This is a genomic window from Companilactobacillus keshanensis (genome assembly GCF_003946205.1).
Lineage (GTDB): Bacteria > Bacillota > Bacilli > Lactobacillales > Lactobacillaceae > Companilactobacillus > Companilactobacillus keshanensis.
This window is the reverse complement of sequence record NZ_RHOS01000014.1, coordinates 41,176-60,530: the sequence shown is the minus strand read 5'-3', so window position 1 is coordinate 60,530 and position 19,355 is coordinate 41,176. Positions and strand designations below refer to the sequence as shown.

Annotated in this window: 18 protein-coding genes; 14 read left to right on the top strand and 4 right to left on the bottom strand. The window is 35.9% G+C overall.

From position 1 onward, the window contains the following. Positions 1-95: 95 nt before the first annotated feature. From EKM64_RS08330 to EKM64_RS08320, 3 genes are read right to left on the bottom strand one after another with little or no spacing between them, the layout of a single operon-like run. Positions 96-734, bottom strand: a complete 639-nt coding sequence (locus tag EKM64_RS08330; RefSeq protein ID WP_125677537.1) for a copper homeostasis protein CutC — start codon at positions 732-734, stop codon at positions 96-98. Positions 735-787: 53 nt separating this feature from the next. Next, on the bottom strand, positions 788-1,627 hold the full coding sequence (locus EKM64_RS08325) for an undecaprenyl-diphosphate phosphatase (protein ID WP_377769676.1): 840 nt from the start codon (positions 1,625-1,627) through the stop codon (positions 788-790). Positions 1,628-1,657: 30 nt separating this feature from the next. Next, positions 1,658-2,671 (bottom strand): lactonase family protein, encoded by a 1,014-nt coding sequence (locus EKM64_RS08320; protein ID WP_125677533.1) that lies wholly within the window; start codon positions 2,669-2,671, stop codon positions 1,658-1,660. Positions 2,672-2,753: 82 nt separating this feature from the next. On the opposite strand from EKM64_RS08320, the gene EKM64_RS08315 reads away from it, so the two are divergent. The 13 genes from EKM64_RS08315 to EKM64_RS08255 all read left to right on the top strand — a co-directional run bounded on the left by EKM64_RS08315 (position 2,754) and on the right by EKM64_RS08255 (position 17,181). Next, on the top strand, positions 2,754-3,944 hold the full coding sequence (locus EKM64_RS08315) for an AI-2E family transporter (protein ID WP_125677531.1): 1,191 nt from the start codon (positions 2,754-2,756) through the stop codon (positions 3,942-3,944). A gap of 193 nt (positions 3,945-4,137) precedes the next feature. Further along, the gene (trmL, locus tag EKM64_RS08310; RefSeq protein WP_125677530.1) at positions 4,138-4,647 is read left to right on the top strand and encodes a tRNA (uridine(34)/cytosine(34)/5-carboxymethylaminomethyluridine(34)-2'-O)-methyltransferase TrmL; all 510 of its coding nucleotides are present in this window, start codon (positions 4,138-4,140) and stop codon (positions 4,645-4,647) included. A gap of 13 nt (positions 4,648-4,660) precedes the next feature. After that, positions 4,661-5,101 (top strand): DUF1149 family protein, encoded by a 441-nt coding sequence (locus EKM64_RS08305; protein WP_125677528.1) that lies wholly within the window; start codon positions 4,661-4,663, stop codon positions 5,099-5,101. Between the two features lie 115 nt (positions 5,102-5,216). Then, a complete protein-coding gene (locus EKM64_RS08300) occupies positions 5,217-7,610 on the top strand; it encodes a DNA translocase FtsK (protein WP_125677526.1) in 2,394 nt (797 codons plus the stop codon). Further along, the gene (gene yfmF / locus EKM64_RS08295) at positions 7,607-8,884 is read left to right on the top strand and encodes an EF-P 5-aminopentanol modification-associated protein YfmF (protein ID WP_125677524.1); all 1,278 of its coding nucleotides are present in this window, start codon (positions 7,607-7,609) and stop codon (positions 8,882-8,884) included. The genes EKM64_RS08300 and yfmF overlap by 4 nt, the downstream gene beginning before the upstream one ends. Before the next feature lies 1 nt (position 8,885). Then, positions 8,886-10,127 (top strand): EF-P 5-aminopentanol modification-associated protein YfmH, encoded by a 1,242-nt coding sequence (gene yfmH / locus EKM64_RS08290; RefSeq protein WP_125677522.1) that lies wholly within the window; start codon positions 8,886-8,888, stop codon positions 10,125-10,127. A gap of 2 nt (positions 10,128-10,129) precedes the next feature. Next, the gene (ymfI, locus tag EKM64_RS08285) at positions 10,130-10,849 is read left to right on the top strand and encodes an elongation factor P 5-aminopentanone reductase (protein ID WP_125677520.1); all 720 of its coding nucleotides are present in this window, start codon (positions 10,130-10,132) and stop codon (positions 10,847-10,849) included. A 65-nt stretch (positions 10,850-10,914) separates the two neighbouring features. After that, positions 10,915-11,781 carry a helix-turn-helix domain-containing protein gene (locus EKM64_RS08280; protein WP_125677518.1) on the top strand — a complete coding sequence of 289 codons (867 nt, stop codon included), beginning with the start codon at positions 10,915-10,917 and terminating at the stop codon, positions 11,779-11,781. Positions 11,782-11,888: 107 nt separating this feature from the next. After that, positions 11,889-12,473, top strand: a complete 585-nt coding sequence (pgsA, locus tag EKM64_RS08275; RefSeq protein WP_125677516.1) for a CDP-diacylglycerol--glycerol-3-phosphate 3-phosphatidyltransferase — start codon at positions 11,889-11,891, stop codon at positions 12,471-12,473. A gap of 23 nt (positions 12,474-12,496) precedes the next feature. Beyond that, positions 12,497-13,036: a CinA family protein gene (locus tag EKM64_RS08270; RefSeq protein ID WP_125677514.1), complete on the top strand. Its 540-nt coding sequence runs from the start codon at positions 12,497-12,499 to the stop codon at positions 13,034-13,036. A gap of 89 nt (positions 13,037-13,125) precedes the next feature. After that, positions 13,126-14,274, top strand: a complete 1,149-nt coding sequence (gene recA, locus EKM64_RS08265; RefSeq protein WP_125677512.1) for a recombinase RecA — start codon at positions 13,126-13,128, stop codon at positions 14,272-14,274. A gap of 127 nt (positions 14,275-14,401) precedes the next feature. Beyond that, positions 14,402-15,967 (top strand): ribonuclease Y, encoded by a 1,566-nt coding sequence (gene rny, locus EKM64_RS08260; RefSeq protein WP_125677510.1) that lies wholly within the window; start codon positions 14,402-14,404, stop codon positions 15,965-15,967. 128 nt (positions 15,968-16,095) lie between these two features. Further along, on the top strand, positions 16,096-17,181 hold the full coding sequence (locus EKM64_RS08255) for a glycosyltransferase family 4 protein (RefSeq protein WP_125677508.1): 1,086 nt from the start codon (positions 16,096-16,098) through the stop codon (positions 17,179-17,181). 8 nt (positions 17,182-17,189) lie between these two features. Here EKM64_RS08255 and EKM64_RS08250 read toward each other — a convergent pair whose 3' ends face one another. Beyond that, positions 17,190-17,825 (bottom strand): YigZ family protein, encoded by a 636-nt coding sequence (locus EKM64_RS08250; RefSeq protein WP_125677506.1) that lies wholly within the window; start codon positions 17,823-17,825, stop codon positions 17,190-17,192. 30 nt (positions 17,826-17,855) lie between these two features. On the opposite strand from EKM64_RS08250, the gene EKM64_RS08245 reads away from it, so the two are divergent. Next, positions 17,856-19,163 (top strand): DEAD/DEAH box helicase, encoded by a 1,308-nt coding sequence (locus tag EKM64_RS08245; protein ID WP_125677504.1) that lies wholly within the window; start codon positions 17,856-17,858, stop codon positions 19,161-19,163. Positions 19,164-19,355 lie beyond the last annotated feature (192 nt).

The following is a 19,355-nucleotide window of genomic DNA, read 5'->3' as shown; positions in this document are numbered from 1 at the left end:
TCAAAAAACGCCTAATCACATTTAAGTGATTAGACGTAAAATTTCATAATCAACTCCAATTACTGGGGTTCATTGCAGATACCTTTTTTTTGCAATTAAGCTAAATCAATTAAACGCGTACCATGTAATTCTTTAACACCTAAAACCTCGGAAATTTCATCACAATTTTCGTATGTAACGCCGCCACCAGGTAAAATCGTAATACGTCCGTCCGCATATTTGATCAATCGCTTGAGATTATCCAGGTTATCTGTGATAGGAATTTCAAACGGACCACCGTGCGTAAGAATACGATCTACATCGTGATCAACTAGCCAATCGATGGTTTTATCTTGTTTATCATTCGATATATCATCGAAGGCCATATGGAAAACAATTTGCATACCAGCACTAGCAGCGATTAATTGTTCCATAGCATCTTCATCAAGTTCACCAGTGGGTGTTAAGGCTCCAAAAGTGACAGCGTCGACACCTAGCTTTTGCGCTTCAAATAAGTCGGATTCCATCATTTTTATTTCCAAGTCGTTATAGACAAAGTTCCCACCACGAGGGCGAATCATTTCCACTAAAGGAATAGATTTTTCTTGAAGATATTTGGCGCTTTCTTGTAGAACTCCCAAACTTGGTGTAGTTCCACCAGCAGCTAGATTGTCATTTAATTCAATTCGATTGGCACCAGCTAATACAGCTTGGGGAATATTAGTAAAGTTTTCAACAGCAATTTCTTTAAAGATAATAATCACTTCTTCCATTAAATTTTGTCATAAAAAAAACGCCCGACGGCGTTCTAAATGTAAGCTTTCATGAATCCAAAGTATAATATAACAATAACAGCTAAAATAATTCTATACCAACCAAAAGCCTTGAAGTCATTACGTTTAATATAATTCAACAAGAACTTGATTGATCCATAAGCTACGATAAACGATACTAGAGTACCGATAATTAAAATAATAGCTTGGCTGGATGTAAATGTATTTCCATTCTTGAAATATTTGATAATCTTCAAAAGACTGGCACCAAACATAGTTGGAATAGCCAAGAAGAATGAGAACTCAGTAGCTACGAATCTTGAAGTACCAATTGAGATACCACCGAGAATCGTGGCACCAGAACGTGATGTTCCGGGAACAAGTGATAACACTTGGAAAAGTCCAATCTCAAAGGCTGTCTTATATGAAAGATTGTCAAGATCAGTTACTTGAGGACGTTTGTTTTTAAAGTAATTCTCAACAACGATGAACAAGATACCATAAATCAAAAGTGTAGCTGCAATTACTTGCCAGCTTGTTAGATTGGCATCCATCCAATCATTTAGTGGAAATCCAATTACGACAGAAGGAATAATGGCAACTAGAACTTTAAACCAAATATTCCAAGTCAATTTCTTTTCATGACTAGATTTCTTAGGTGAGAAAGGATTGAGTTTGTGAAAGTAAATCAAGATAACAGCTAAAATCGCACCGAACTGGATAACAACCATGAACATGTGGATAAAAGCAGGAGTTTCGTTTAATTTAACGAACTCATCGGCTAGGTAAAGATGTCCAGTTGAACTGATAGGTAGGAATTCAGTAAAACCTTCAATAATACCCAGAATAATAGTTTTTATTATTTCAATGATCATTATAAAATTTTCTCCTAAAATTAATTAAAACTAGATAAAGTGTACACATACACACTCAGGAATAGCAATATCATATTCAAGAATTGTTAAAATTCCTTTTTTGGAGTTTCGTTTATAAAGCGTTAAATTATCACTATCCTGATTAGCAGCAAGGACAAAGTTTTGTGAAGGATCAAGATCAAAATCTCTAGGACCCTTGCCTTTGGTTTTTATCGTGTCGATTTTCTTTAGGCGTGAGCCATCAGGATCGACTGTAAAGATGGTAAGTGCATCTGCTCCTCTAGTTGAAACATAGAGAAATTTACCATCATTACTGATTCTAATAGCAGAAGTTGTATTCTTTTGTTCATCTTTAGCCGCATCAACTTCATCAACCAAAGTTAGACGCGAATCTTCTGGATCATATTCTAAGACCAAAACTTTAGATGATAATTCGCAAGCTACATATAGGTAGGATTCAGTTGGATGAAAGACAAGATGTCTAGGTGCATAACCACTAGGTATGGTGTATTCATTCAACAATTGAGGGTTCTTAGGATCATCCAAACCGTAAATGTATATACGATCGGCTCCGTAATCACAGATAATTAGTTTACCATCAGGCGTTAAAGCACTGAAATGAGGTTTTGATTGATCTTGTTCAGGTCTAGGACCAGAGCCTTCAAACATTAATGTCGCGTAATGCTCGATCTTGCCATTGGTTGACAAGTGGTCAATCTTTACTTTGCTTAAATGAAAGTAAGAACTGAAGATCAAGTTACGACTAGCATCAAATTTTACGTAAGATGGTGAAGTTTTTTCTGAAATATCTTCGTCCAATAATTTAGGATCAGAATTAATGTCGTAGACTGCAATACCGCCCTGACCATCTTTTTTGACAAGTGCTATCAATTTTAAATCGTTTGTAACATCAATATATGTCGGATCATTTAAGTCGATCAATGGTGTTGGTTCTGAGATGGTTCGGGAATCTGTGTCAAGCTCAGCTTGATAAATTCCTTTCCCTCTGTTGGTGTAGCCACTAAGTAGCACCTTTTCTAACATTTATAATTACCTCCAAACATTGTATAGTATACATTATAAATGGCGTAAACCAATTATTATAGAAAAGTACGTGGGTGAGTATATGAAAGAATCTCCAAAGAAAGAAAAAAGCTTATTTTATCGATGGTTTTTGAACAACCAATTAACGGTCGTTCTATTGAATGTTTTTTTGATCTTCTTAATAGTTTTCTTATTTTCAAAGATAAAATTTGTTTTCACACCGATAAATCAAATTTTAGGTATCACAATGCCACCAGTTATTCTGGCCTTGATACTGTATTATTTAATTAATCCACTGATAAATGTTTTAGAGACTAAGTTTCATGTTAAAAGAGTAATATCAATAATCTTTGTCTTTATTATCATAGCGGCTTTATTAGTCTGGGGAGTTATGTCGCTGATTCCATTTGTTCAAAATCAGATCGATTCTTTGGCTAAAAACTGGCCACAGTATTGGGATTCTTTGAATAAATCATTACAGGATCTCTTTAAAGATCCTAAGTTACACGTCTTCAAAGATCGACTAGCTGATGCTAATGCCAAATTTAGTTCTAATTTTGAAAAGTCGATCGACCATATTTTACCGCAAACGTTCAATAATATTGGCTCAGCCTTGAGCGTTGTGACTAATGTTATTGTAATCTTACTTACGGCACCGTTCATTCTTTTCTTCATGTTAAAGGATGATAAGAAGTTCAAGGATTCAGTTGTTAAATTTGTACCAACAAGATTACGTCGTTCAGCTACTGATATGTTGACAGAAATGAGCCAGTCACTTAGTTCATATATAACGGGCCAGTTGACGGTCGCATTCTGGGTAGCCGTAATGTTCTTTGTTGGTTATCTAATTATCGGTCAACGCTATGCTTTAGTTTTAGGTATTGCTGCTGGTATTTTAAATCTGATCCCGTACGTAGGTTCAACTTTGGCCTTGATACCTTCACTTGTTATTGCTGCCTTTGTTTCACCTTCAATGGTAATTAAGGTATTGATTGTCTTTATCGTTGAGCAGACAATTGAAACACGTGTTATTTCGCCGATCATTGTGGGAAATAAAATGCAGATGCATCCAGTAACCACTATTTTAGTATTATTAGTTGCTGCAGGTATGTTTGGTTTGATTGGAATGATTGCTGGTATTCCGATCTTTGCAATTTTAAAAATAATCTGTACAAGGATCTTCAATTGGTTCAAACGTAATTCGACTTGGTACGATGAGCAAGATATAAAAGAGCTCGATGAACCGAAAAATGATGAAATAATCAAAAAATAATCATGGTTTATTCAAATTTATATTGTATAGTCCAAATTTATCGTCTATACTGTTTATAAACTTTGTGGTTATTTGTTTTTCTCAGAAATCGTTTTGACAAAAGCAAGTAAATTTGACGGGTTTAACTAACGCATGTCCTTGCCGTGAGTGTCACCGAGGGTATGCGTTTTTTTTAATTCAAAAGGAGTAGGAAATGACTAATCATATCGTATTGTATCAACCACTTATGCCAGCTAATACTGGAAATATTGCTAGAACTTGTGCTGGGACAAACACAAAATTACATTTGATTCGTCCGCTAGGTTTCAGTACTGATGATGCCCACATGAAGCGTGCTGGGTTGGATTACTGGGACAAAGTCGACATTACTTATCATGATACCCTGGATGATTTTATCAAATCGATCCCGGATGACCAGTATTTATATTTGATTACTAAATTCTCTGATACAATTTATTCAGACAAAGATTTCAGTGATACTTCAGTTGATCATTATTTCCTATTTGGTAAAGAAACAACAGGTTTGCCTGAAGACTTTATGCGTAGAAATCCTGAAAAATGTTTAAGGATCCCAATGAGTGACAACATTAGAGCATTGAATTTGTCGAATAGCTGTGCTTTAGTAATTTATGAGGCAGTGCGCCAACAAAACTTTGCTGGTTTAGAATTATCTCATCATTATGAACATGATAAATTAGATTAAAGGGGTATTGAACATGAAAACATTAAAGGGTCCTGTAACAGTAAACGCATTCCACTATGACGTTGAGTCACCATCGGCTGACGCTAAACAGGATTTACATATCTCAATTGAACATCCTGATTTAAAAGATGAGCAGGGAAAGCCAATGGACGAAAGCAAGGGGAAAATTTTTCAAATTATCATTCCTTTTGAAGTTCATCCAGAGGGAGCACCTTTTAAAGTATCCGGTTTGATAGGACAAGTGGTTCAATTAACGGACTTCCATGATGAACCTGAAGATCTTAAACCAAAAGAAGTCGAGCAAGTTTCACGTCCCGTCGTAGAATATATTGAAACATTGACATATCAAGTTACAGCAGTAACCTTGAATCAAGGTATTTCATTGAATTTTACGGCCAATTCTGGAGTGAAACCCGATAAAGAGACAGAAGAAAGACAAAATAAAGATAAATAATGTTGCTTGAGTTTGGGATGAATAAACCCAAACTTATTTTTTTACACAAAAGAGATTTTTGTATTGGAAATAATGTATAATTTTTAGTGAGTAATCGAGAATTAGTGAGGTTTTTATGGCAAGAAGAAAGGCAAAAACAACGCCTAGAAAAACAACAAAAACAAAATCAACTAGAACTACCAAAGCTAAAAAAAATAATAATGGTCGCTTGATAAAGTCGATCCTTAGTTTGTTTTGGATCGTGTTGTCCTTTTTAGGACTATTTAAATTTGGGATGGTCGGTAAATTTTTCGATAATGTCTATCGAATTTTTGTCGGGGATAGTTATCCGGTTCTATTGATCATTAGTATTTTCATAGCAGTATTCATTATTGCAACTGGCAGGATTCCAGTGATGACACCTAAGAGAAATTTTGGCCTGTTTTTCACCTACTTAGGAGTGCTGTTAATTTTGCATGCGATTCTATTTTCAAAACTAGCTTTGTATCACAATTATAATATGATAACTTGGAATATTTTATCAGCAGATATGGCGAAGTTCTCTGTTTCTGAATCAGCTGGTGGAGGCATGATTGGATCATATCTATTTAGTCTATGTATGCCACTGTTTTCAACATTTGGAACATATTTCATTATCTTCTTAATGATTTTTATCGGTATCTTAATGCTGTTGAATGTCACAATGAAACAGGTCGGAATCGTCTTTACAAATATTTTGTTATATTTCAAACATGGAATTGTTGGTGCTAAAAAAGCTTTGTCAGGCGGATATGATAATTATGTTGATAAACGTAATAATAAGCCTAAGTCCGAACCTAAAAAGGACCGTCCAGTAGAACGAGATGATGACAAGTTCCAAGATGTAAATAGCTTTGCTAAAGCTAAAAAAGCAGATCCAGAACCGGAATTTCAAATTGATGTTCCAAGTCAAACTGCGACACAAAATCATGTACAGAAATCTTCAAATGACCAGGCACAAGTGGTTACCGCTCCACATACAGTGGGGGATGAAAAAGATTTGCCAACCCCAGTCAGTGTTAAAACATCTGAAAATGATGATTACAAATTGCCAAATTCTGATTTATTGAAACAGATCCCTCAAGTTGATCAGAGTGGCGAAGTTCGTTTGATCGATGAGAATAAAGACAAATTAAAACAAACTTTCAAGAGTTTCGGTGTTAATGTTGAAGTGAAAAAGGCCAGCTTGGGTCCCACAATCACTAAATATGAAATTCAGCCAGCCGTCGGTGTTAAAGTAAGTAAAATCGTCAATTTGGCCGATGATTTGGCCTTAGCTTTAGCTGCTAAAGATATCAGGATTGAGGCACCAATTCCAGGTAAGTCATTTGTTGGTATTGAAGTGCCTAATCAAGCAATTTCAACAGTCTCCTTTAGAGATATTACTGAGAATCAAAAAGATAAGACACATCCCTTGATCGTACCATTGGGGAAAGACGTTTCTGGTAACATTATTGAAGCCAATATTACAAAAATGCCCCATTTGTTGATAGCTGGGTCTACCGGTAGTGGTAAATCTGTTGCCATAAATACCATTATTACTGGTATTTTGATGAAGGCTAAGCCTAATGAAGTTAAGCTTATTTTGATTGATCCCAAGATGGTTGAATTGAATATATATAACGGTATACCGCATCTATTGATACCCGTTGTAACTGATGCCAGAAGAGCAGCAGGGGCTCTACAAAAGGCTGTTAAAGAAATGGAACGACGTTATAAACTATTTGCTGATACGAACCATCGTAATATCGGTGAATACAACGATGATGTAGATAAATTTAATAAAACCGCTGATAAAGATAAACAAATGGAAAAACTTCCATTCATAGTTGTTATTGTTGACGAGTTATCAGATTTAATGATGGTAGCTGGACATGAAGTTGAAGCCGCAATCGTTCGTTTAGCCCAAATGGCTCGTGCTGCGGGCTTGCATATTATTATTGCTACACAGCGTCCATCTGTTGATGTTATTACTGGTTTGATTAAAGCCAATATTCCGTCTAGAATGGCATTTGCCGTTTCTAGTGGAGTTGATTCAAGAACCATCTTAGATTCCGTGGGTGCTGAAAAGTTGTTAGGACGAGGAGATATGCTGTTTCAACCGATTGGTAAGAGTAAACCTGTTCGTATTCAAGGAGCTTATATTTCAGAGTCAGAAGTCGAAAATGTTGTTAAATTTGTTAGTGAACAACAATCGGCTGAGTATGACGAGGATATGATTCCAACAGATATTGAAGAAAAAGGTGAAGACAGTGATACTCCAAATGATGAACATTGGGATGATGCAGTTGACTTGATCGTTAAGCAACAATCGGCCAGTGTCTCAATGCTTCAACGTAGATTCCAAATTGGATATAATCGTGCTGCACGTATGGTTGACCAGATGGAGGAAAAGGGTATTGTTGGATCATCAGAGGGCAGTAAGCCTAGAAAAGTTTTATTAACACCAGAACAACTAGACGTAATTAGGAAGAATCAGGTGAAAAAGTGAAACAAGAAATTGCAAAAAATGTAGTTTTAAATATTGATCCTATTAAAAAATTCCGAACAATTAAAGTTCAAATCGATTTTTTACGTCCACTGGACAAGGAGGAGACAACAAAAAGACGTTTACTGGCAAATGTCTTGTCAAATTCTACTAGGAGTTATCCAAGCTTTCGAACGTTAAATGATCGTGAAATGGATCTATTCGGCTCAGAGATAAACGTTTATACCAGAAGTTTGATGAATCTCAATGACTTGGCTTTTAGTATTGAATTCGCTGATCCTAAGTTTCTATTGAGTAGTGATGATCTATTAAAAGAAAACATTGATCTGCTGAGTAAAATTATCTTTGATCCAAATTTGAAGAATGATCATGAATTTTCAGACGATTCTTTTGAAACTGAGAAACGTAATTTAATGTCCAATTTGGCATCAGTCGACGACAATCAGGATCTCGTTAGTATGTTGAAACTATCGAGTTTGATTCACCGTGATAATCCTAATAAGCAGGTTCCCATTTTTGGAGATATGGTTCATCTTAATAAATTAACTAATCAGGACCTTTATGATCATTATCAAAAAGTTATCAAGGAAGATACTGTGATCATAAATGTCGTTGGTGATATAGATGAGGACGAATTTGCCAAGGCCTTGGATAATAGTGTTATGGCAGCGTTTTTAAAAGAAGCACGTCATGATAGTAAAATCACTTTTGATAGTTTTGATAAATTAGTCGGTCATCCGCTTAACGAAGAAGAACACAAGCATCTTAATCAAAGTCGTTTGGCATTAGCCTATGTGACTGAGAAGACTGATCCAGATTCCAGTCATCTAGCACCACAAGCTATGAATCTAATTTTAGGTGGAGATGATCAATCACAATTATTCTTACAAGTGCGTGAGAAGAACAGTTTGGCCTATTCAGTTTCCAGTTCATATCATCCACTAAGTCATTTATTGACGATTCAAGCGGGTCTCGATGCTAAAACAGTTGATCAGGCTATGGAACTGATCGGAAAACAAATCGACTTTATTCAAAAGGGACAATTTAGTGAATCACAGATCGAGCATGCTAAAAAGGTTCTTTCAACACGTCGTAAGATAAGTTCAGACTCAATTCAGTATTATATAATGCATAATATTTGGGAAAATATTTATCCTAAATCATTATTAAATGACGACCGTTATCAGGAAGAATTGGACAAATTAAATAAGGATCATATTATTAAGGTTGCTCAAGGAATTCATGATATTGCCCAGTACAGATTGATTGGAGATTAGAATGGCAGAAAAATTACAAAAATTTTCTAAAAAGCTTAAGAATGGCTATCAGATCGAAGTAGTCAATCTACCTGGTTATAATCAAACTTATGGTGTGGCAATGGCAAACTTTGGATCCGTTGACATTTTATTGCCTGATCAAAAGAAATTACCAGCCGGAATTGCCCACTTTATTGAACATAAATTGTTTGCAAAACCGGGTTATGATGTTTCGGAAAAGTTTGCTGAATATGGCGCTAACTCTAATGCCTATACTAGTTACACTAAAACGGCCTATCTATTTCAAACATTGATCAATCCATATGATAATTTGAAGGTATTACTTGATTTGATTCAGCATCCCAATTTTACTGAAGAGAATGTAGCCTCCGAACGTGGCATCATTGATCAAGAGATTCAAATGTATCTTGATATGCCTGAGTGGGTTTTGGAACAGAGAATATTAAATCAACTTTATCCTGGAGATCCAATTGCAGAGGATATTGCTGGTAGCAGTGAGTCTCTACAAAAAATAAATTATAGAAATCTTTTGGAAACATATCAGAATAACTATCGACCAAGTAATATGGACATAGTAATTGTTGGGGATGTTGATCCAGATAAAGTTGAATCGATCGTTTCTGAATCAAAATTTGAAACTTTTGAGGGTGTACCCGCAACTGAAGCCAAGACCATGGTACCAATCGGCGAAGGCGGTTCTGAAAAGATGGAGCTCAGTCAAGGTCGTTCTTCTTTTGGGATCAGAGTTGATACTCCATTACGTAATGATGATTTGGTAAAATTACAATTTGAATTGAATATGATCATGGAAACCTTAGTCGGTGAATCTTCAATAAATTATCAAGAATTGACAAATCAAGAAATAATTGATGATAGTTTTTCTTATAATGTGGTTGCAGAAAATGACTATTGCTTTATCATAATTAGTGGGTCAACTAATTATCCCGAAAAATTTCAACAATATTTACAAAAACACCTTTCATATGAACAACTATATAAAGTTCTTGACGACCAAAAGTTTGAACGTATTAAGCGTGATGCCATTGGGGCATATTTATTTGCTCAGAATTCACCTGATGCCATAGCTAACCAAATGGCCGAACTTCACTTCTATGATGTCAATTATTTGGAGCTGATCCATTTGATCGATTCTATCAAGCGTGAAGATGTTCTAAAAATTGCTGAAGATTCATTAAAGAAAGATAATTACACCTACTACAATCTGTTACCTGATAGGACATAATTATGCATGCATTGATTTTAGGAAGTTCTGGCGATATTGGAACAGGTATCGCAAAACAATTAGCAGAAAAGGGCTGGTCGCTTTATCTGCATTACAATAATAATCGAGAACGGATCGGCAAGTTGCTGGCAGAATTAAATGAAGAATATCCTAAACAGGAATTTATTCCCGTTAAATTCGATATGATTAACGATCATGTGTCAGTTTTAACTAGGCAGGTCTTTACACTTGATGCAATTGTCTTTGCTCAAGGCAATACCTACTACAAATTACTTGTAGATCTTGAGGAAGAAGAAATTGATAATTTGTGGAAGATACATATCAAATTACCGATTTTGATCTTGAAAGAACTTCAAGATAAATTAGCTGAGTCTAAATCGGGACGAGTGGTCTTCATTGGTTCGATTTATGGAAAAGTTGGTTCTGCTATGGAAGTTGTTTACAGCACAGTGAAGGGTGCTATGTCATCATTTGCTGATGCGTATGCGAAAGAAGTCGCTTCGTTGGGCATTTCAGTAAATGTTGTGGCGCCCGGCGCAGTGGACACGAAAATGAATCAAGAATTCTCTGTTGAAGATTTAGAAAGTATTCGTGAAGAGATCCCAGCCAATAGATTGGCTAAGCCGGATGAAATTGCTGATCTTGTTGGTTATTTGATCAATATGAAATCAAATTATTTAACGGGACAGACAATTTATTTTGCAGGAGGCTGGCTGCTATAACGTTGCTAGTACTTCTCTAATAAGATATATTATAGATAATAAAAATAGTTAATCGGTGGTAAATAATGGACGAAATTGGCCAAAAATTAAGAAACGCAAGAATTAAAAAAGGATATACGATTGATGACTTACAACAAGTCACAAAAATCCAAAAAAGATATTTAATTGCAATTGAAGAAGGACAATTTGATCATTTGCCCGGAGATTTTTATGTACGAGCTTTTATTAAACAATATTCAGATGCAGTGGATATCTCAAGTGATGATTTGCTTGAAGAATACAAATCGGAAATTCCTGATTCACAACCTAAAGAACCCGTTCAAAGTTCTGAAAAGGGCAGTACTCGTGCCATAAAAGAAGACAAGGGTTCGATCTTCTCTAGACTAAATAACTACATTCCACAAATCGTTGTAGGAATTGTTATTCTGGTTATCATCGGTGTAATTGCCTATGGAATGATCAGTAAGAGTCAAAATGAATCTAAAGTAAATATTCCACAGGACAATACTGAGCAAAGTTCAAAGAAATCTACGACTAAGAAATCAGCTAAGAAGACATCTACTAAGAAGAAGGCTTCTTCAAAGAAAACAACTGCTAAAAAAACAACAGCACTTAGTGTTAAAGAATCAAGTACTGATGGTACTTATAACATTAAAAATGTACCTTCAGACGGTACTACTGTTTTTGTTTCTGGTAAGAGCGGCCAAGCTTGGATCGAATTTAAAGAAGGTTCAAATACGACATGGCAACAAGCACTTAGTGCAAATGAAAAGAAATCAACTAAGATTTCAGCGGACACAGGTTCGTTTACCATTCAAACTGGTAATATAAACCATACTAAGATCACAATTGACGGGAAGAGCGTTAACTTGGGAACTGTTGGCAGTAATGAGTCGATCGTTAAGACTTTGACTTTCAATATTGAAAAGTAATAGTTAGTTTCATCAAAAATCTCGTTGTTTATTTGTAAATGGCGAGATTTTTCTAGTGTCAAATAGAAATTAAATTTTTCACAGTATAATTTATGGAGGAATATCTTATGGTTTGGAATGTACCGAATAAACTTACAATGTTACGGATTATTTTGATACCGGTTTTTATTATCTTATTAGCGTTCAATTTTGCTAATTGGGGTGACGTGTTCATATTTGGAACACTGATACCAATGAATCATTTCATTGCTACTTTGGTATTTATTTTGGCATCATTAACTGATTTGGCCGATGGTAAAATTGCTCGTAAGTATCACTTGGTCAGCAATTTTGGTAAGTTTGCTGATACACTGGCAGATAAAATGCTAGTTATGACCGCATTTATTTTCTTGGTAGAAATGAAAATGGCTCCAGCTTGGGTAATTGCCATTATCGTTTGTCGAGAATTAGCGGTTACTGGTTTAAGAATGATCGTTCTTGAAGAGGGTGGCAAAGTTATGGCTGCTCAAATGCCTGGGAAGATCAAGACAACTACACAGATGATTGCCATCATTCTTTTACTATTGCACAATGTATTCTTTGGAACATTCGGATTCCCTATGGGATTGATTTTCCTATATATTTGTTTATTCTTTACTGTTTACTCTGGCGCTGATTACTTTATTCAGAGTAGGGATGTTTTTAAAAAATAAAACGTAATTTAAAAGTGAGGACAATGGATAATACTGAAGAATTATTAGAAGAAATTGATAAAGTAGAATTTAAAGATTATGTTCCAGAAAAATTGAATTACTTGCCTCATAACGTCGTTACAAAGTTAAAAGAAAAGCACTTATCTATTACAGCTGCCGAAAGTTTAACTTCTGGGATGTTCCAGTCAACCTTGGCACAAATTTCAGGTGCTTCTCAAGTATTCAGTGGTGGTTTTGTAACGTACTCTGATGATGTTAAGTCACAGTTTTTGGGGATCGATCCTAAATTGATTGAGAAATATACTGTCGTTAGTGAACCAGTCGCTCAAGCTATGGCGCAATTATCTGCTAAAGTTGTTAGAGCTGATATTGGTGTTGGTTTGACTGGTGTCGCTGGCCCAGATGCTTTGGAAGGAAATCCCGTTGGTACAGTCTTTATCGGAGCTTTTAATCAATCAAATAATAAATTAGAAGTTAAAGAATTTCACTTCAGTGGAGATCGTAATTCGATCCGCTTGAAGTCAACACTCGCTGCTTTTGCCCTCGTCGAAGAAATTATTTAACCGAACAAACATTTGTTCGCTTTTTTCTTGCTTTTTATTTAAATTACTAATAATATATCTAGTGATGAATGCATTAGGAGGAAAACAATTTGGCTAATGATGAAAGACAAAAGGCGCTTGATAAAGCCCTAAAGAAAATCGAAAAGGATTTTGGTAAGGGTGCAATCATGCGCATGGGTGATGATTTGGATATGCAGATCCAAACCATTTCCTCAGGTTCTCTAGCCCTAGACAACGCTCTAGGTGTTGGTGGATTTCCACGTGGTAGAATCGTAGAAATATATGGACCTGAAAGTTCTGGTAAAACTACTGTAGCGTTACACGCTGTTGCTGAAGTACAAAAGCAAGGTGGGACTGCTGCTTATATTGATGCTGAAAATGCGATGGACCCAACATATGCCACTGCTTTGGGTGTTAATATTGATGATTTACTATTGTCACAACCAGATACTGGTGAACAAGGCTTGGAAATTGCTGATGCCTTGGTATCCAGTGGTGCAGTTGATATCGTTGTAGTCGACTCCGTTGCTGCTTTAGTACCTCGTGCTGAAATTGATGGTGATATGGGTGATGCTCACGTTGGTTTGCAAGCCCGTTTGATGTCACAAGCTTTGCGTAAGTTATCTGGAACAATTAATAAGACTAAAACTATCGCATTATTTATTAATCAGATCCGTGAAAAAGTCGGAGTTATGTTTGGTAATCCTGAAACAACTCCTGGTGGTCGTGCATTGAAGTTCTATTCGACTGTCAGACTCGAAGTAAGACGCTCTGAGCAAATTAAAGACGGTTCCGATGTAATTGGTAACCGTACCAAAATTAAGGTCGTAAAGAATAAGGTTGCACCTCCATTCAAGGTTGCGCTTGTTGATATTATGTACGGACATGGTATTTCACAAACAGGTGAATTAGTTGATATGGCCGTTGAAAAGGATATCGTTAATAAGAGTGGCTCTTGGTACTCATATAAAGACGAACGAATTGGTCAAGGACGTGAGAATGCTAAGAAGTTTCTTGCTGATAATCCTGAGAAGATGGCAGAGATCCGTAAAAGAGTTCGTGACGCCTACAATATGGATGGAAAGTCTGATGAAGATAAAAAATCTGATAAAAAAGACGAAAAATCTGACGATAAGTCAACTGTCAAAACAGCTGATAAGAAGGCCGATACAACAGATTTAAAATTGGATGTTGATAGCGATAAAGTAACTAAACCAGAAGAAAAAGAGACCAAATAGGTCTCTTTTTTAATTTTATTTGATTGACAGGAATTATTTATTCTATAATATAGTGTTGTATGTAAAAATAATGTAACAGTTCTTTGTTTACAAACAATTATGTACTATTAAAATTGGAGGTGATGGCATGCATGGTGCTATCATAACCTTCTCTTTCGCATTGATAACATTAATTGTAGGGGTATTCTTCGGATATGCTTTTTGTAAGGACTCCTATGAAAAAAAACTTTCACAAGCTAGAAAAACTGCTGAAGATATTGTTTCCGATGCTCATAAAGCCGCTAAATCTTTGAAAAAAGAGACTTTACTTGAAGCAAAAGACGATATTCATAAGTATCGAGAACAACAAGAAGACGAGTTGAAAGAACGTCGTCAAGACATTCAAAAACAAGAAAATCGTGCTCTTGAAAGACAAGATATTTTAGATCGTAAAGATCAATCTCTTGAAAAAAGAGAAGAGAATATTGAAAGTAACGAAAACAATATTACAGCTCGACAACACAAACTTGATGAAAAGAATAAACAATTGACTGATACTCTTGATGAACAAAAGGCGGAATTAACAAGAGTAAGTAATTTAACTCGTGAACAAGCTCGAAAGATTATCTTAGATAATTTGAATCAAGAATTATCACATGAACGTGCTGAAAAGATCAAAGAAAGTGACGTTCAGGCACGACAACACGCTGACAAGGATGCCAAAGCGTTGATCGTTGCCGCCATCCAAAGAAGTGCTGCAGATACAGTTTCAGAGTCGACCGTTACGACTGTAACTCTGCCTAATGAGGATATGAAGGGAAGAATTATTGGTCGTGAAGGTAGAAATATCAGAACGATCGAAGCTCTTACCGGGGTAGATTTGATTATTGATGATACACCTGAGGCTGTGGCTTTGAGTGGATTTGATCCAATTAGACGTGAAATTGCACGTATGGCACTTGAAAAATTAATCGAAGATGGTCGTATTCATCCAGCTCGAATTGAAGAAATCGTTGATAAATCTCGTCGTGAGATGGACGATCATATTCGAGAAGTTGGTGAGCAAACTATTTATAGTTTGGGTATCAATTCGATCAATCCTGATTTAATCAAGATAATCGGACGTATGAAGTACAGAACGAGTTATGGTCAAAATGTTTTGAGTCATTCAATTGAGGTAGCAAAATTATCCGCCGTAATGGCTGCCGAATTGGGTGAAGATGTTATGTTAGCAAAACGAGCAGGTTTATTACACGATATAGGTAAAGCTATTGATCGTGAAGTTGATGGATCACACGTAGAAATAGGTGTTGATATCGCAACTAAATATAAAGAACCAGAAGTAGTCATTAATACGATTGCTTCTCATCACGGGGATGTAGAGCCAACTTCTCTTATTGCAACGATTGTGGCTGCAGCTGATGCTATTTCGGCTGCACGTCCAGGGGCAAGATCAGAATCTATGGAAAACTATATCCATCGTCTTGAAAAACTTGAGAATATTGCCGACAAGCATGATGGTGTTGATCACAGTTATGCTATTCAAGCCGGTCATGAAATTAGAATCATGGTTAAACCTGAAGAAATTTCAGATGATCAAGCGGCAATTTTATCTCGAGATATAAAAAATGAAATTGAGGATAACCTTGAATATCCTGGCCATATTAAGGTCACGGTTGTTCGAGAGGTTAGAAAAGTTGAGTTAGCGAAATAATTAGGGGGTCTGTAACGTTTGTTACAGTCCTTTTTTTGTTACAATGGCAGTTGGGTATTTAAATACCATAAATGGGTATTGTATAATTGAAATATTAATTAGAAAGTGAGTTTCAGGGTATACCAAGTATGTTTAGTGTAATAGTAAAATTATTTTTGACGATGATATTGTCTGCTGCAATAACACCCTTTGTTGTTAAACTTGCTTATATTTTAGGGGCTGTTGACAACCCTAATGCACGTCGAGTAAACAAAAAGCCAATGCCAACGATGGGCGGGTTGGCTATTTTTATAGCCTTTACGTTCTCCACGTTTGTATTGTTACGAAATCAGTTTCCTAGTCATGAGCTATTCAGTGTTTTTTTGGCTGAATGTATTATTATTTTGACAGGGATCATTGACGATATTAGAGAGCTTTCTCCCAAGGCTAAAATGGGTGGGATCTTTGTAGCTTCATTAGTTATCTATTTCTTAGCAGGAATCAAGATGAATGAGGTCGTTCTACCAATTTTTGGAGCCTTTAAATTAGGTTGGTGGAGTTTCCCGATTACCATCATTTGGATTTTAGCCATTACTAATGCTGTTAATTTGATTGATGGGCTTGACGGTTTGGCAACCGGAGTTTCAATAATTGCTTTGTTTACGATGGGAATCGTGGGCTATTTCTTCTTGAACATGACTAATGTCTATGTTTCAATTTGGGTTTTTGCCATGGTAGCATCACTATTAGGATTTCTGCCGCATAATTTCCATCCGGCAAGTATCTTTTTAGGAGATACCGGAGCGCTGTTTATTGGATTTATGATCGCAGTTTTCTCACTCAAAGGTCTGAAGAATGTAACTTTCATTACAATGCTTATTCCAGTTGTTATCCTAGGGGTTCCGATTACAGATACAGTTTACGCAATGTTGAGAAGATTCTTGAATAAGAAGCCGATCACACAGGCTGATAAACATCATTTGCATCATAGATTGATGCAATTAGGTTTGTCGCATCGTCAGACAGTTCTAGTTATCTATGGTTTAGCATTGGTATTTGCCTTTATTTCATTGCTATATCCTCTATCAACCTTATGGGGAAGTGTTTTGCTGACGATAGGTGTTCTGATAGGATTGGAACTATTTGTTGAATCGATCGGACTTATTGGAGATAATCGACAACCTCTGTTACATGCCATTCAAAAGTTTGTTAAACGATTAGAAAAAAAGGACTAAGCCTAGGCTTAGTCCTTTATTGGTACCTGTTTGAATTCAGTATCTGTCTTTTCAAATGTAATTTGATTTTGAAATTGATCCTTTATATCTTGAATCAAAGTATCTTGTTCAGTTAAATCTAAGAAAACATTACATTTCACGTCGGTAGAAAAGTTCTTATCTTCCAACGTGATTTTTTCATTTTTTGAATAATTTTCAAATTTGTCGTAGAGATTATAGGGAATGGAGAGCAGATAACCTTGTTGAATCCTATTTTCCACTAGTCCGATTTCTTTGATAGCGTCAGCGGTCGTTGACGAGTAAGCTCTTATCAGTCCGCCAGCACCCAATTTGATTCCGCCGAAGTATCTAGTTACCACGGCAGTAACATTTTGCAGATCATTTTGCTGGAGGACATTTAGAATTGGTGATCCAGCTGTCCCACTAGGTTCACCGTCATCTGACATGCGTTCGATTTGCACGTTTTCTAAAACTATAAAGGCCGTACAGTTATGAGTTGCACTATTTTCTTGTTCACGTATTTTATGAATAAATTCTTTTGCTTCGTCTTCGGAATTTGTTTGAGCTAAGTGAGCTATAAAACGTGATTTTTTGATATCTTTTTCAAAACTGCCACTTGTGGCGATCGTACGATAATTTTGCAAAACCATCATTTCCTTTACGTAATTTTATTTATGAATAATTTAAATGAATTTTTAGGCGGACGTATTTTAGATTTGAAAACTTTGAACCCAGAAATTGTTGGGCAATTGTTAGAGTTAGGATCGACGATTGTTCCGGCTACTTTTGAAAAGCAACAACAGTTATTTTGTAGCCGTTGTTTGATGAGGATCAATAATAATAATGGGTCATATTGTCGCAGTTGTCTAAATATGGGCAAGATCAATACCACTGATCAGCTGTTAATAAGCTCTACAAGGTTGAATTTTGGCTTTCAGAAAAGGCCAATGACATGGAATGGTACATTAACTCAATCACAGCAAAAGGTCTCTAAGGAGCTTATTGAGGCATTTTATAATCAAATAGATCATTTAATTTGGGCAGTTACCGGAGCTGGAAAAACTGAAATGACTTTTCCCTTACTGTCAGAAATAATTAGTTCAGGTAAAAGAGTCGCCTTTTGTTCACCTAGAGTGGATGTTTGTATCGAACTATTTCCCAGAATTAGTGATGCCTTTCCTAAAACAACTATCGGATTGTTTCATGGTAAAAGTGAACAACCCTACATGGCAACTCAAATAGTGATAGCTACCACACATCAGTTGGTCCGCTTTGAAAAAGCTTTCGATGTTTTGATTGTTGACGAAGTAGATTCATATCCTTTGGCTGGTAACATAATGTTAGAACGTGCTATCGACAAATCAGTCAAAGAAATTGGCAATACATACTATCTTTCAGCGACGCCACCAAAAGAATTACTTGAAAAAGTCACTGCTGGACAATTAGGTATATCTAAATTATATCAAAGATTTCATGGACACCCTCTACCAGAGCCAAAGTGTCATCTATTATATAAGGCAACGAATTTTTTGAAAATAAATCCAAGGGTTAAATTCACAATAAAAAAATTGTTGAACGATAATCAACGGTTTATGTTATTTTTTCCCAATATTCCACAAATGAAAGATTTTGAAAAGAAGCTCCAACAACGATTTCCAAAATTGAAGCTTATCAGTGTTAGTTCAAAAGATCCCGATCGTTTGAAAAAAGTCCAATTATTTCGTAAAAATCAAGTGCAGGCCATTTTGACTACGACTATTTTGGAGCGTGGGGTTACCTTCAAAAATGTAACAGTCATTGTCATTGATGCCGATTCACAAGAATTTTCTAAAACATCTTTGATTCAAATTGCTGGACGAGCAGGTAGGGCTGCCGATACGTATGATGATGAAGTACATTTTTATTATCAAAACTATAATATTCAAATTAAAATGGCCTGTGCCGAAATAAAATATTTAAATTGGTGCGCAAAAAATGTCTAATTGCTGTTTATATTGCGGAAATTATTTTTCGTATAATTTGACCATTAAAGAAATATTCAGTTTAGCGCCAATACAGCAAGATAATATCTGTTCATTTTGTCGTGGTCAGTTGCTAAATCTGAGTGCGGATAAGGGATGTTCACGATGCTTTAAGCCTGAAATTAGGACAATTTGTGTGGATTGTCGTTTTTG

Excerpts from the sequence above, each read along its gene's own strand:
- EKM64_RS08325 (WP_377769676.1), bottom strand. The coding sequence starts at position 1,627 with ATGATCATTGAAATAATAAAAACTATTATTCTGGGTATTATTGAAGGT.
- EKM64_RS08320 (WP_125677533.1), bottom strand. The coding sequence starts at position 2,671 with ATGTTAGAAAAGGTGCTACTTAGTGGCTACACCAACAGAGGGAAAGGA.
- EKM64_RS08315 (WP_125677531.1), top strand. The coding sequence starts at position 2,754 with ATGAAAGAATCTCCAAAGAAAGAAAAAAGCTTATTTTATCGATGGTTT.
- trmL (WP_125677530.1), top strand. The coding sequence starts at position 4,138 with ATGACTAATCATATCGTATTGTATCAACCACTTATGCCAGCTAATACT.
- EKM64_RS08305 (WP_125677528.1), top strand. The coding sequence starts at position 4,661 with ATGAAAACATTAAAGGGTCCTGTAACAGTAAACGCATTCCACTATGAC.
- EKM64_RS08300 (WP_125677526.1), top strand. The coding sequence starts at position 5,217 with ATGGCAAGAAGAAAGGCAAAAACAACGCCTAGAAAAACAACAAAAACA.
- yfmH (WP_125677522.1), top strand. The coding sequence starts at position 8,886 with ATGGCAGAAAAATTACAAAAATTTTCTAAAAAGCTTAAGAATGGCTAT.
- ymfI (WP_125677520.1), top strand. The coding sequence starts at position 10,130 with ATGCATGCATTGATTTTAGGAAGTTCTGGCGATATTGGAACAGGTATC.
- EKM64_RS08280 (WP_125677518.1), top strand. The coding sequence starts at position 10,915 with ATGGACGAAATTGGCCAAAAATTAAGAAACGCAAGAATTAAAAAAGGA.
- pgsA (WP_125677516.1), top strand. The coding sequence starts at position 11,889 with ATGGTTTGGAATGTACCGAATAAACTTACAATGTTACGGATTATTTTG.
- EKM64_RS08270 (WP_125677514.1), top strand. The coding sequence starts at position 12,497 with ATGGATAATACTGAAGAATTATTAGAAGAAATTGATAAAGTAGAATTT.
- rny (WP_125677510.1), top strand. The coding sequence starts at position 14,402 with ATGCATGGTGCTATCATAACCTTCTCTTTCGCATTGATAACATTAATT.
- EKM64_RS08255 (WP_125677508.1), top strand. The coding sequence starts at position 16,096 with ATGTTTAGTGTAATAGTAAAATTATTTTTGACGATGATATTGTCTGCT.
- EKM64_RS08245 (WP_125677504.1), top strand. The coding sequence starts at position 17,856 with ATGAATAATTTAAATGAATTTTTAGGCGGACGTATTTTAGATTTGAAA.